This window comes from Streptomyces sp. NPDC049813 (genome assembly GCF_044465085.1).
In the GTDB taxonomy this organism is placed as follows: domain Bacteria; phylum Actinomycetota; class Actinomycetes; order Streptomycetales; family Streptomycetaceae; genus Streptomyces.
In genome coordinates this window covers 82,047-94,315 of record NZ_JBITLI010000006.1, presented here as the reverse complement: position 1 = coordinate 94,315, position 12,269 = coordinate 82,047, and the positions used below count along the sequence as shown (strand labels likewise).

The following is a 12,269-nucleotide window of genomic DNA, read 5'->3' as shown; positions in this document are numbered from 1 at the left end:
TGAGGACGAAGCCGACTATGTTGAAGCGCACGCTTCGCTCGGTGGTGATCGCCGCCTTTTCCGCCGGGCTGGCCGTCAGTGCGGTGAGCACTCTCGATCTCGGGTGGAACAGCGCACCCGCCGCGCAGCAGGGCACGCTCGCCGCCGCTCCGCCGGACCTTGGCTGGAACAGCGCGCCGGCCACCGTCGCCGCCGCCCCGCCGGACCTCGGCTGGAACAGCGCGCCCGTCTCGGCCGCGGCCGCCCCGCCGGACCTTGGCTGGAACATAGCGCCCGTCTCGGTCGCGGCCGCTCCGCCGGACCTCGGCTGGAACACAGCGCCGACGGGTGCGAGCGCATGATCACCCCGCCCGACGACAGATCCCTCCGCCGCGAGATGGCGATCGCCTACCGGTCCGGCTGGCACACGATCGACCTCGTGACGGCCGTCCCGAACCCGGGTGACTCGCTCATGGTCACCCTGTTCGGGGAGCCGATCATCGTGGTGCGGGACGACGACGACGATGTCCGGGCCTACCGGTGTCTGCGTCGCCCGCGCGGCGCCCCGCAGCCGGTCAGGACCGTCGTCCGGTACGGGATGATCTTCGTCAACCTCGATCAGCGGGACCACCAGCTGGTCGGGGACGCGGGAGCCGAGCTCCCGCACACCAGTACCACCTCTGCCACCCCCCGCAGTGCCTGACGCGATTCCCCCGTCGTAGTAGATCGCGCAGGTGCTTCCCCCCGCAGCGGCGTCACCGTGGACCTGAACACGGTGGCGCCGCTGCAGTTTTCTCTCCCGGCCGGTGTCGCGTCCCGGCGTCCGCGGTGCCCTTCTCCGGGGCGCGGGGTGCGCGCTCCGGCGTCTTCGTCTCCCGGGCGGGGTGTACGCCCCGCGTCGCGGGCTACTCGTCGAAGACCGCGTTGCCCGTGGCCCGGCCCACGGCGATCTCGATGACCACCCGGTGGGGGTTGACCCGCGGCGGGTGGGAGTAGCGCTCGGCGTAGCGGCGTTCGGCGTCGGCGACCGACTCCGGGTCGGTGCGGACCGTCGCGGTGCCCTCCAGGGTCGCCCAGCGCCGGCCGTCGACCTGGCAGACCGCGGCCCGCGCCGGGGCCGAGGCGGGCGCCGCGAGGACGTGGGCGACCTTCCGGCTGCCCCCGTCCGTGATGACCCGTGCCACGCGCTGCCCGGCGTCGTACGTCACCCCCACCGGGACGACGTGCGGGGTGCCGTCCGGGCGCAGGGTCGTCAGCGTGCACAGGTGCCGTTCCCGCCAGAAGCTGAGGAAGGAGGCGGCGGGGGATTCCAGATCGATCGCTTTGGCCATGGCCTGGAATCTATCCCCCGCCCAGGTCCCGCCCACCTCTCGCACCTTGAGCGGAATAGACTCAACTTTGTGTACGCTGAATAGGTCAGAGTTGCCCGTGACGTGGAGGAGAAGGAGAACAGTTACGTGGACGCCGAGCTGACGAACCGGAGCCGCGACGCGATCAACGCGGCCACCAGCCGGGCCGTGTCCGGGGGGCACCCGGATCTCACCCCGGCGCATCTGCTGCTGGCCCTGCTCGAAGGGCAGGAGAACGAGAACATCACCGACCTGCTGGCCGCCGTCGGCGCCGATCAGGCGCAGGTGCGGGCGGGCGCCGAGCGCGTCGTGGGCGCGCTGCCCAGCGTCACCGGGTCGACCGTCGCGCCGCCGCAGCCCAACCGCGACCTGCTGGCCGTCGTCGCCGACGCCGCCGAGCGGGCCAAGGAGCTGGGGGACGAGTTCCTCTCCACCGAGCACCTGCTGATCGGTACCGCCGCCAAGGGCGGTGCCGCGGGCGACGTACTGACCGACAATGGCGCGAGCGCGAAGAAGCTGGCCGAGGCATTCATGAAGAGCAGGGGAGGGCGCCGGGTGACCACACCCGACCCCGAGGGCTCGTACAAGGCCCTGGAGAAGTTCGGTACCGATTTCACCGCCGCCGCGCGCGAGGGGCGGCTCGACCCCGTCATCGGACGTGACCAGGAGATCCGCCGGGTCGTCCAGGTCCTGTCGCGGCGCACGAAGAACAACCCCGTGCTCATCGGTGAGCCCGGCGTCGGCAAGACCGCCGTCGTCGAGGGGCTCGCCCAGCGCATCGTGAAGGGGGACGTGCCGGAGAGCCTGAAGGACAAGCGGCTCGTCTCGCTCGACCTCGGGGCGATGGTCGCGGGCGCGAAGTACCGCGGCGAGTTCGAGGAGCGGCTCAAGACCGTCCTCTCCGAGATCAAGGAGAGCGACGGGCAGATCATCACGTTCATCGACGAGCTGCACACCGTCGTGGGCGCCGGCGCGGGCGGCGACTCCGCCATGGACGCGGGGAACATGCTGAAGCCGATGCTCGCCCGCGGCGAGCTGCGGATGGTCGGCGCGACCACGCTCGACGAGTACCGCGAGCGGATCGAGAAGGACCCCGCCCTGGAGCGGCGCTTCCAGCAGGTGCTGGTCGCCGAGCCGAGCGTGGAGGACTCCATCGCGATCCTGCGCGGCCTCAAGGGCCGGTACGAGGCGCACCACAAGGTGCAGATCGCGGACAGCGCGCTGGTCGCCGCCGCCACCCTCTCCGACCGGTACATCACCTCCCGCTTCCTGCCGGACAAGGCCATCGACCTCGTCGACGAGGCAGCCTCCCGGCTGCGGATGGAGATCGACTCCTCGCCCGTCGAGATCGACGAGCTCCAGCGCGCCGTCGACCGGCTGAAGATGGAGGAGCTGGCGATCGGCAAGGAGACCGACCCGGCCAGCCGCCAGCGTCTGGACAAGCTCCGCCGCGACCTCGCCGACAAGGAGGAGGAGCTGCGCGGGCTCACCGCCCGCTGGGAGAAGGAGAAGCAGTCCCTCAACCGCGTCGGTGAGCTGAAGGAGAGGCTCGACGAGGTGCGCGGGCAGGCCGAGCGGGCCCAGCGCGACGGCGACTTCGACACCGCCAGCAAGCTGCTGTACGGCGAGATCCCGTCCCTGGAGCGCGACCTGGAGGAGGCCTCGCGGGCCGAGGAGGAGGCCGCCAAGCCGGATCCCTCGCAGAGCCCCATGGTCAAGGAGGAGGTCGGCCCGGACGACATCGCCGACGTCGTCGCCTCCTGGACCGGCATCCCGGCCGGGCGGCTCCTGGAGGGCGAGACGCAGAAGCTGCTGCGCATGGAGGACGAGCTGGGCAAGCGGCTGATCGGGCAGAGCGAGGCCGTGCAGGCGGTGTCGGACGCGGTGCGCCGCACCCGTGCCGGGATCGCCGACCCCGACCGGCCCACCGGCTCCTTCCTCTTCCTCGGCCCCACCGGTGTCGGCAAGACGGAGCTGGCCAAGGCGCTCGCGGACTTCCTCTTCGACGACGAGCGGGCCATGATCCGCATCGACATGAGCGAGTACGGCGAGAAGCACAGCGTCGCCCGGCTCGTCGGCGCCCCGCCCGGCTACGTCGGCTACGAGGAGGGCGGCCAGCTCACCGAGGCCGTGCGCCGCCGCCCGTACTCGGTGGTCCTGCTCGACGAGGTGGAGAAGGCCCACCCGGAGGTCTTCGACGTCCTGCTCCAGGTGCTCGACGACGGCCGCCTCACCGACGGCCAGGGCCGCACGGTCGACTTCCGCAACACGATCCTGGTCCTCACCTCGAACCTGGGCTCGCAGTACCTCGTGGACCCGCTCAGCACGGCCGAGGAGAAAAAGCAGCAGGTCCTGGAGGTCGTCCGGGCCTCCTTCAAGCCGGAGTTCCTCAACCGGCTGGACGACCTGGTGGTCTTCTCCGCCCTGGACAAGGACGAACTGCGCCGCATCGCGCGGCTCCAGCTCGACCGGCTGGCCAAGCGCCTCGCCGACCGCCGCCTCACCCTCGACGTCAGCGAGGAGGCGCTCACGTGGCTGGCGGACGAGGGCAACGACCCGGCGTACGGCGCGCGCCCGCTGCGCCGCCTGGTCCAGTCGGCCATCGGCGACCGCCTCGCCAAGGAGATCCTGTCCGGCGAGGTCAAGGACGGCGACACGGTCCGGGTCGACACGTTCGAGGACGGCCTGATCGTGGGCCCGGCGACACCGGAGAAGAAGCTGTAGCGGCCGGCGAACCACAGAAACCCGGCAGACGAGGGCCCCAGGCTTGCCCCCCAGGGGGCCCGGTGGGGGAGGATGGGCCCCAGCCATACGAAGGGACCAAGAGCGTGAGCATCGACCCGTCCTCGATTCCCAATTTCGGGGGACAGCCCGAACCGCAGCAGGGAGCGGGACCGGCAGGCCCCGTCATCCCCGACCAGGACCTGGTGAAGCAGCTCCTGGAGCAGATGGAGCTCAAGTACGTCCTGGACGACGAGGGTGACCTCGCCGCGCCGTGGGAGGAGTTCCGTACGTACTTCATGTTCCGCGGCGAGGGCGACCAGCAGGTCTTCTCGGTGCGGACCTTCTACGACCGCCCGCACGGCATCGAGGTGAAGCCGCAGCTCCTGGAGTCCATCGACGACTGGAACCGGCGCACGCTGTGGCCCAAGGTCTACAGCCACACCCACGACGACGGCACGGTCCGCCTCATCGGCGAGGCCCAGATGCTGATCGGCACCGGTGTCTCCCTGGAGCACTTCGTGTCGTCGACCGTCAGCTGGGTGCGCGCCGCGATCGAGTTCGACCGCTGGCTCGTGGAGCACCTCGGCCTGGAGACCGCGGTCGACGCGGCCGAGGAGAAGCCCGAGGACGACGCGGAGTGAGTTCCGCCCCTCACAGGGGCATGCGGGCGTAGACCACCAGGTACGTCCCGTAGGTCACGGAGAGCCCGGCCAGGGCGCCCACCACCAGGAGGGCGTGGAGCGGCCGGGCTCTCGCCGTCCTGGCCAGCGCGCAGGCCAGGGGCAGCAGCAGCGGGAAGGCGGGGAGCAGGAAGCGCGGCTTGGACTCGAAGAAGCCGGACCCGCCGACGGTGACCAGGAGCAGGACGCCGCTGTACACGAGCAGCGGCAGCGGCGGCCGGTCGAGCAGCAGCAGCGCGTAGAGGAGCACCGCCGCCGCGACGAGCACCAGCGTCACGGGGAAGACGAAGCGCTCCCCGTGCAGCAGCATCCGCCGGGCGAACCGCACCGACCCGGCCCCGAGGTCGAACCGCGACCCCCAGCCGCGCTGCACCGCGAAGTACCCGCCGAGCAGGTCGCCCTTGCGCGCCCCGACCCACAGCACGTACGCGGTCCAGCCGGCCGGGGCGAGCAGCGCGCCCGTCCACAGCCCGGGGGAACAGCGGCCGCGCCGCCGCACGGCGACGCAGCCCGCGGTGGCGAGGACGGCCGCGGCGACGGCGAAGCCGTTGGGGCGGGCGAGGCCGGCGAGCGCCGCCAGCGCGCCCGCCCAGAGCCAGTTCTCCTTCAGCAGCGCGTACAGCGCCCACGCGCCGAGCGCGGTCAGGACCGGTTCGGTGTAGGCCAGGGTGAGGACGGCGGAGTGCGGCAGCAGGCCCCACAGGACGACCAGGAGCGTGGCCACGGCGCGGCCGTGCAGGAGTTCGCCGACGCGGTAGATGGCGAGGGCGGCGGCGAGCGCCGCGGTCCAGGCGAGCAGCAGGGCGCAGGTGGTGGCGGAGAGCGGCAGGACCGTGTGCAGGGCGCGGATCAGGAGCGGATAGAGCGGGAAGAACGCCAGGTCGCTGTGGACGACGCCGGGTTCGAAGCGCAGGGTGCGGGTGCCGTAGCCGTGGGCGGCGATGTGCAGGTACCAGAGGGAGTCCCAGGACCGGCCGAGCACTGCGAGGGGCCGCCGGCCGCCGAGCCAGGCGGCGACGGTGACGGCGAGGACGCCGGTGAGCCGGGCGGCGGCGAAGAGGCCGACGGCGCGGGCGGCGCCGGACGTCAGCAGGCGGGGCAGGTCGCGGGGGCCGGGAGTGGTGGCTGAGGGGCCGTCGAGGACGGCGGCGGAGGGCTCGGTCACATCCGAACCCTGCGACGCCGGTGCCGGGCCCGCGCGCCGGGCGCCGCCAGACGGGCGGGTGCCGGGGCCGGGCCGCGGCCTCGTTCCGGGGCCGGGCAGCGGCCCGCGACGTACCGGAATCGTGAATTCCAAATTCCACCCGGATGAAGAAAGCGCGTGCACCGGAAGAGGAACGTCGCTCTCTGTCTCGGGATGTGGGCAGGGAGTGGTGAGCATTCAACTGGTGTGCCAGGGTGAATGCGGCTGCGATCGGGGGAGAGTTGAGCCCCCGTCCATGGTTCTTCAAGCACGGGCGAAGAGGTTGATGTGAACGCGCACGAAAGCACTGCGGTCGGTCCGGCTGTCGACATCGAGAAGGCGCGCGAGACGATCGACGCGTTAGACACCGAAATACTGAAGTTAGTCCGGCGTCGCCGGGACGTTTCACACGAGATTCAAAGGCAGCGCATCAGCGAGGGCGGCACACGGACCGTCCTCTCCCGCGAGAATGTGATTCTCGCGCATTACGCCGCCGAACTGGGAGCCGGGGGAACGGCTCTCGCACTGAATGTCCTCGGCCTGTGCCGGGGAAGAACCCAGGAGTCCGAGGCAGGCGACGGAGCCCGGACCCGATCGTGAGGGCGCCGGGAAGTCAGAGGGTCCGCCTCGGTGACATCTCCTTCCTCAACTGCGCTCCGATCCGCTGGGGCCTCGCCGACAGCGGCGCCGCCCACCACCTCGACCTGACCTCCGCCCCGCCGGAGCGGCTCGCCGCACAGCTGCTCGCGGGCGAGCTGGACATCAGCCCGGTCAGCCTCGTCCGCTATCTGCGCCACGCCGGCGACCTTGCGCTGCTGCCCGGTGTCGCGATCGGCAGCGACGGCCCGGTCCGCTCCTGCCACATCGTCTCCCACGGCCCCCTGCACGACCTCGACCACGAGCCCGTCGTGGTCTCCGGGGCGAGCCGCAGCACCGCCCTGCTGGCCCGGATGGTGCTGGAGGACGCCATCGGCGTGCGCCCCCGCTACCGGACCCTGCCACCGGACGTCCTGCGGGAAGAGCTGGTCAGAGGCTTGCCGTCGGCGCGGGCCGCCGTCGTCATCGGGGACGACGCGCTGCGCGTGTGGGCCGCCCCGCCGGCCGGGCTCACCGTGCACGACACCGGCGCCCTGTGGCACGACTGGACCGGCCTGCCCATGGTCTTCGCCGTCTGGGCGGTGCGCCGCACCTTCGCGCGGGAGCACCCCGACGCGGTCCGCGCGGTGAGCGCCGCACTGACCGACGCGGTGCGCCGGGCCCGGGCGCAGCCGCTGCGGGTGGCGGCCGCCGCCGCCCGTGAGGCGCGCGGCGCGGGCGCCGGGACCTTCGACGTGCCGGTCCTGCTCGACTACTTCCGGACTCTCGACCACACCCTGGGCGAGCGCCAGCTGGCCGCCGTCCAGGAGTTCTCCGCACGTGCCGCCGCGCGCGGCGAGGTGCCCGCCCCGGTGCCCGCGCGCATACCGATCCATGGAGGCCGCAGATGATCCGCCACCTCGTCCTGTTCAAATTCAAGCCAGGAATCTCCTGGGACGACCCGCGGGCGCAGGAAGCCGAGCGGACCGCCGTGAAAGTCGGCGGCGAGGTCCCGGAACTCCACGCCTGGCAGGCCGGGCGGAACATTTCCGGCCGCCCCATCGCGTACGACTTCGCGGTGATCGGTCTCGTCGACGACGAGGAAGCGCTGGAGCGTTATCTGGTGCACCCCTTCCACCAAGAAGCCATTCAGCAGTGGCGCGAGATCAGCGACTGGGTCATCGCGGATCTCGAAGAGTGACCTGGGAAGAGAAGAAACACGAAGAGGACGCGGGCCGGAAATGCCTGCGGTGACGTGACGAGTGCGAGGTCTTGTTCCAGTGGTCGCATCATTCGAGAAATGTGCTTTCGTCGTGGAGCAGGATCTCGCTCCCGGGCTCGCCATGAATACCGTGGCGGCGCTCTCGATGTCCGTCGGACGGTTCGTCGAGGGCATCGTCGGCGACCCCGTCAAGGACGCCGAGGGCCGCACGCACACCGGGATCACGGCGATCCCGCTGCCGGTCCTGCGGGGCGCGGCGGCGGACCTGCGGGAGATCGTCCTGAAGGCCGCGGCCCTCCCCGACGTCTTCGTCGTCGACTTCACGGCCGTGGCGCAGTCCTCGCGCAGCTACGACGAGTACACCGACCGGACCGCGCAGGTGGCCACCGGCGACCTGCCCTACGTCGGCGTCGCCGTCTGCGGCAGCAAGAGCGCGGTGAACAAGCTCACCGGAAGCCTGCCCTTATACCGCTGACCACCCATCGACACGAGGGAAGCATGTTCACCGTCTTCAACGAAGAACTCGACAGGACCGCCCGCGAGATACGCGACCGCCACCAGGCCTTCGCCCGGGGCGACTGGTCCGACGCCGGGCTCGCCGAGCACCAACTGCGGGAGCTGCGCCGCACCTTGGCGTACGTGAAGGAGAAGTCGCCCTTCTACGCGCGCCACCTGGCCCGGGTGGAGCCCGGCGCCCTCACCTCCACCGCCCCCGAGCAGCTCGCCACCGTGCCGTTCACGACCAAGGACGACCTGCGGCGCGAGTTCGAGAACGTCCTGTCGCTGCCGCTGTCCAAGGCCTGGATCTTCTACGAGACCACCGGCACCACCGGCCGGAGCACGCCCTGCCCGCGGGACAACACCGACTCGCTGCACAACAACACGGCGCTGACGGTCTACTACGACACGATCTTCCGGCAGTTCGGCGACGAGCAGGTCATCGGCGTCTCCGGCCCCACCGAGCTGCACGCCTTCGGCGACACCTTCGGCGACGTCTGCCGCAACCTCGGCCACGCGGTCGCCAAGATGTGGCCGCACTCCCCGATGGTCGGCTACGACCGCGCCCTGGAGACCCTGCGGGTGCTGCCCGCCACCGGCCTGTTCAGCACCCCGGGCATGGCGCTCTCCCTGGCCAAGAAGGCGTACGCGGCCGGACTGCACCCGCGCCGTGACTTCCACCTCGACGTGGTGATGTGCACGGGCGAGCTGGCCTCCCCCAGCCTCCTGGCGAACATCGGCGAGGTGTGGGGCGCCAAGGTCTACAACGCCCTGTACGCCTCGCAGGAGGCGTCCGTGATGGGCGCGGCCGGCGCCGACGGCGCGCTGTACACCGCCCCGCTGCTCAACCTGTACGAGGTGATCGACCCGGACACCGGGCACGCGGTCGCCCCCGGCGCCGACGGCGTGCGCACCGGCGAACTCGTCGTCACCTCGCTCTACCAGGGCAGCAAGCCCCTGGTGCGCTACCGCACCGGCGACCTGGTCCGCCTCGGCCCCGCCGCCGCGGGCCGCACGCTGCCCGCCCCCACCCTGGAGGTGCTCGGCCGCACCCGCGACCTGCTGCACATCGGCGAGGGCCACATCAGCGGCTACGACCTGGAGGAGCTGCTCCTGACCCACCCCCGGGGCTACCTCGACTACCAGATCGTCATCGACGCGGTGGACGGGCAGGACGAACTGACCCTGCACCTGGAGACACCTCCGGCCGACGGCGCCGGTGACGGCGTCCGGGTCGACGAGGACGCGATCGCCCGCGCCGTGCGCGAGCGGCTCGGCGTGCCGACCCGGTTCGCCTACGGCCCCACCAGCAGCGTCACCACGACCGGCGCCATGGTCAGCTGGAAGGCCGCCCGGGTGGAGGACCGGCGCTCCGCTCCCGACCAGGAGCGCGCCGCCGCCCTCGCCGTGGCCGGCGGGAGGGCCCAGTGACCAGCGCCGTGACGACCGCCCCGGGCGGGGCGGCGCCCGCCCTGGCCGCACTCGCCTACCACGACGGCCAGTTCGTGCCCCTGGAGCAGGCCAGGGTGCCCGTCACCACCCAGGCGCTCCAGTACGGCACGGGCGTCTTCGAGGGCATCCGCGCCTACACGCAGGCGGACGGCACCCTCGCGGTCTTCCGCGGCCACGACCACTACGCGCGGCTGCTGCGCAGCGCCCGGACCCTGCGCATCGACGTGGGCCTGGACGCGGAGCGGCTCTGCGCGGTGACGGCCGAACTGCTGCGCCGCATCGGCTCCACCGACGACATGTACATCCGGCCCCTGGCGTACAAGCGGGCGCTGCTGCCCGGCACCCCGCCGGGCGTGCAGCTGACCGGGGTCTCGGACGCGCTGTCGGTCAACGCCTTCCGGATGGGCTCCTACACGGACCGCGGCGGCATCCAGGTCGCGATCAGCTCCTGGCGCAGGCCCGAGTCCGGCATGCTGCCGGTCCGCGCCAAGGTGACCGGCGGCTACGTCAACAACGCGCTCGCCGTGGACGAGGCGCGGGCCGCCGGGTACGCCGACGCCGTCCTGCTCAACAGCCGCGGCCTGGTGGCGGAGGCCAGCACCTCGAACGTGTTCGCGGTGGTGCGCGGCCGGCTGATCACCCCGCCGGCCACGGCCGACCTGCTGGAAGGCATCACCAGGGAGACCGTCGTCACCCTCGCCGCCGACCTGCTGGACACCGCGACCGGCTTCGAGGACCTCGCCCGCGACGACCTGTGCAACGCCGACGAGGTGTTCCTCACCGGGACCGGCTCGGAGATCGTGCCGGTGACCGGGATCGGCGGCCGGGCGGTCGGGGACGGCACCCCCGGGCCCCTGACCACCGCGCTGATGACCGCGTACCACGAGGTGGTCCGCGGCAAGCACGAGCGATATCACCACTGGCTCCAAGCCGTCGGCCAGGACTCGGCCTGACCGGCGTCGACCTCAGGGGGGACACCATGACGCGCACAGCAGGATGGATAGACACCGTGCTGACCGCGGGACCGGCGGTCGAGAGCATCGGCACGCTCGGCCCGGCCGGCACCAGCAGCGAGCAGGCGGCGCTGTACCTGTGGGCGGACCACGGGAGCGGCGGGCCGCCGGACATCGCCCTGTTCGACACCTACGAGGAGGCGGGCGAGGCCCTGCGCAAGGGCGCCGTCAGCCATGTCGTGCTCGCCAACGCCTACGCGGCGGTGCACAGCTTCTACATGGACCCGACGCTCCAGTTCGCGGGCGCGTTCCTGTTCGACACCCCGCTCTACGGCATCGCGGTCTCGCCGGGCCGGCGCATCCCGGACGCGGCCCGGATCAGCACGCACCCGGCGCCGGTCGCCCTGGTCGAGGAGCTGCTGCCCGAGCGGTACTCGGTGGCCGAGATCCGCTACGCCACGTCCACCAGCGCCGCGGCCGAGCAGGCCCGCCGCGGCGAGACCGACCTGGCGCTCACCACCCAGCCGGCGGCCAGGGCGAACAAGCTGGAGTTCATCTCCCGCACCCGGCCGATCCGCATGCTGTGGTCGGTCTTCACCCTCGCCGCCACGGACTCCTGAGGACGGAAGAACACCCATGCTCCTGATCGACCGCGCCACCGTGCGCGAGCTCTACCCGGTCGAGCGGGCCCTGCCGGTGATCGCCGAGGCCATGCGGCGCTACAGCGGCGGCCAGGTCGACCAGCCGCTGCGCACCATCCTGCGGCCCGAGAAGGACACCGGGCTGCTCGGGACCATGCCCGGGTTCGTCGCCGGTGAGGACCTGGCGGGCTACGGCCTGAAGGCCATGGTGCTCAAGCCGGAGAACCCGGCCCGCGGCCTCGACCTGCACATCGGCGTCGTCCTCGTCTACGACCCCGGCACCGGGGCCCCGCTGGCGATGATGGACGCGGGCGCCGTCACCGCGGTCCGCACCGCGGCCGCCTCCGCCGTCGCCACCCAGGCGCTGGCCCGGCCGGACGCGGGCGACCTCGCCATGCTCGGCTCGGGCGTCCAGGCCCGCAGCCACCTGGAGGCGATGCGGCTGGTCAGGCCGGTGCGCCGGGTGCGGGTGTGGAGCCGTACGCCGGAGCACGCCGACGCCTACCGCGACTGGGCGGCGCGCGAGCTGGACCTCGAGGTGGAGCCCGTCGCCACCCCGGCCCTCGCACTGGCCGGCGCCGACCTCGTCTGCACCACGACCGCGTCCAAGGAGCCGCTCGTCGACGCCGGGGACCTGGCGCCCGGCGTCCACGTCAACGCCGTCGGCGCCTCGTTCCTCGACCACCGCGAGCTGTCCTCGCGGGCGGTGGCGGCGGCGTCCTTCTTCGCCGACAGCCGGGCGTCGGCGCTGGCCGAGTCCGGGGACCTGCGCGGGCCACTCACCGAGGGCCTGGTCGGGCCCGAGCACATCCGGGCCGAGCTGGGCGAGGTGTTGCTCGGCAAGGAGCCGGGGCGGCGCTCGGACGAGGAGATCACCCTCTTCAAGTCCCTCGGCCTCGGCGTGCAGGACATCATGTCCGGCTTCGCCGTCGCCGAGGAGGCGGCCGCCCGGGGACGGGGGCAGACCTTCGAACTCGGCTGACCGGCCCGCGACATCCGCCAAGGAGGAACG

At 72.2% G+C, this 12,269-nt stretch carries 14 protein-coding genes; 12 read left to right on the top strand and 2 right to left on the bottom strand.

Annotation, left to right across the window (positions count from 1 at the left end):
- Window positions 1–17 precede the first annotated feature (17 nt).
- Together ACIBW6_RS15345 and ACIBW6_RS15340 are read left to right on the top strand one after the other, a co-directional pair.
- Window positions 18–341, top strand: a complete 324-nt coding sequence (locus ACIBW6_RS15345) for a hypothetical protein (protein WP_399059797.1) — start codon at window positions 18–20, stop codon at window positions 339–341.
- A complete protein-coding gene (locus ACIBW6_RS15340; protein ID WP_399059796.1) occupies window positions 338–682 on the top strand; it encodes a hypothetical protein in 345 nt (114 codons plus the stop codon). Before ACIBW6_RS15345 ends, ACIBW6_RS15340 begins: the two co-directional genes overlap by 4 nt.
- A 202-nt stretch (window positions 683–884) precedes the next feature.
- On the opposite strand, the gene ACIBW6_RS15335 is transcribed toward ACIBW6_RS15340, so the two are convergent.
- A complete protein-coding gene (locus ACIBW6_RS15335; protein ID WP_399059795.1) occupies window positions 885–1,310 on the bottom strand; it encodes a TIGR03618 family F420-dependent PPOX class oxidoreductase in 426 nt (141 codons plus the stop codon).
- Between the two features lie 126 nt (window positions 1,311–1,436).
- Here ACIBW6_RS15335 and clpB point away from each other — a divergent pair, with 126 nt between their 5' ends.
- Both clpB and ACIBW6_RS15325 read left to right on the top strand, forming a co-directional pair.
- Window positions 1,437–4,052 carry an ATP-dependent chaperone ClpB gene (gene clpB / locus ACIBW6_RS15330; protein ID WP_399060028.1) on the top strand — a complete coding sequence of 872 codons (2,616 nt, stop codon included), beginning with the start codon at window positions 1,437–1,439 and terminating at the stop codon, window positions 4,050–4,052.
- 104 nt (window positions 4,053–4,156) lie between these two features.
- Complete coding sequence (locus ACIBW6_RS15325) at window positions 4,157–4,693, top strand: YbjN domain-containing protein (RefSeq protein ID WP_399059794.1); 537 nt, start codon at window positions 4,157–4,159, stop codon at window positions 4,691–4,693.
- A 10-nt stretch (window positions 4,694–4,703) separates the two neighbouring features.
- Here the strand turns inward: ACIBW6_RS15325 and ACIBW6_RS15320 are convergent, their stop codons facing one another.
- Window positions 4,704–5,897 (bottom strand): hypothetical protein, encoded by a 1,194-nt coding sequence (locus ACIBW6_RS15320; protein ID WP_399059793.1) that lies wholly within the window; start codon window positions 5,895–5,897, stop codon window positions 4,704–4,706.
- A 306-nt stretch (window positions 5,898–6,203) separates the two neighbouring features.
- On the opposite strand from ACIBW6_RS15320, the gene ACIBW6_RS15315 reads away from it, so the two are divergent.
- From ACIBW6_RS15315 to ACIBW6_RS15280, 8 genes are all read left to right on the top strand, one after another.
- Window positions 6,204–6,515 carry a chorismate mutase gene (locus tag ACIBW6_RS15315; protein ID WP_399059792.1) on the top strand — a complete coding sequence of 104 codons (312 nt, stop codon included), beginning with the start codon at window positions 6,204–6,206 and terminating at the stop codon, window positions 6,513–6,515.
- Entirely contained in the window at window positions 6,512–7,402 is an 891-nt protein-coding gene (locus ACIBW6_RS15310) for a menaquinone biosynthetic enzyme MqnA/MqnD family protein (RefSeq protein WP_399059791.1), read from the top strand. The genes ACIBW6_RS15315 and ACIBW6_RS15310 overlap by 4 nt, the downstream gene beginning before the upstream one ends.
- On the top strand, window positions 7,399–7,692 hold the full coding sequence (locus ACIBW6_RS15305) for a Dabb family protein (RefSeq protein WP_399059790.1): 294 nt from the start codon (window positions 7,399–7,401) through the stop codon (window positions 7,690–7,692). Before ACIBW6_RS15310 ends, ACIBW6_RS15305 begins: the two co-directional genes overlap by 4 nt.
- A gap of 61 nt (window positions 7,693–7,753) precedes the next feature.
- Window positions 7,754–8,188: a DUF2000 domain-containing protein gene (locus ACIBW6_RS15300; protein WP_399059789.1), complete on the top strand. Its 435-nt coding sequence runs from the start codon at window positions 7,754–7,756 to the stop codon at window positions 8,186–8,188.
- 23 nt (window positions 8,189–8,211) lie between these two features.
- Window positions 8,212–9,642 carry a phenylacetate--CoA ligase family protein gene (locus ACIBW6_RS15295; protein ID WP_399059788.1) on the top strand — a complete coding sequence of 477 codons (1,431 nt, stop codon included), beginning with the start codon at window positions 8,212–8,214 and terminating at the stop codon, window positions 9,640–9,642.
- Window positions 9,639–10,616, top strand: a complete 978-nt coding sequence (locus tag ACIBW6_RS15290; protein ID WP_399059787.1) for a branched-chain amino acid transaminase — start codon at window positions 9,639–9,641, stop codon at window positions 10,614–10,616. The genes ACIBW6_RS15295 and ACIBW6_RS15290 overlap by 4 nt, the downstream gene beginning before the upstream one ends.
- 26 nt (window positions 10,617–10,642) lie before the next feature.
- Complete coding sequence (locus ACIBW6_RS15285; protein ID WP_399059786.1) at window positions 10,643–11,236, top strand: prephenate dehydratase domain-containing protein; 594 nt, start codon at window positions 10,643–10,645, stop codon at window positions 11,234–11,236.
- A gap of 16 nt (window positions 11,237–11,252) precedes the next feature.
- Entirely contained in the window at window positions 11,253–12,239 is a 987-nt protein-coding gene (locus ACIBW6_RS15280) for an ornithine cyclodeaminase family protein (RefSeq protein WP_399059785.1), read from the top strand.
- Window positions 12,240–12,269 lie beyond the last annotated feature (30 nt).

Bases quoted from the DNA above. Each gene is read 5' to 3' on its own strand.
- ACIBW6_RS15345 (WP_399059797.1), top strand. From the start codon at position 18: ATGTTGAAGCGCACGCTTCGCTCGGTGGTGATCGCCGCCTTTTCCGCC.
- ACIBW6_RS15340 (WP_399059796.1), top strand. From the start codon at position 338: ATGATCACCCCGCCCGACGACAGATCCCTCCGCCGCGAGATGGCGATC.
- ACIBW6_RS15335 (WP_399059795.1), bottom strand. From the start codon at position 1,310: ATGGCCAAAGCGATCGATCTGGAATCCCCCGCCGCCTCCTTCCTCAGC.
- ACIBW6_RS15305 (WP_399059790.1), top strand. From the start codon at position 7,399: ATGATCCGCCACCTCGTCCTGTTCAAATTCAAGCCAGGAATCTCCTGG.
- ACIBW6_RS15295 (WP_399059788.1), top strand. From the start codon at position 8,212: ATGTTCACCGTCTTCAACGAAGAACTCGACAGGACCGCCCGCGAGATA.
- ACIBW6_RS15285 (WP_399059786.1), top strand. From the start codon at position 10,643: ATGACGCGCACAGCAGGATGGATAGACACCGTGCTGACCGCGGGACCG.
- ACIBW6_RS15280 (WP_399059785.1), top strand. From the start codon at position 11,253: ATGCTCCTGATCGACCGCGCCACCGTGCGCGAGCTCTACCCGGTCGAG.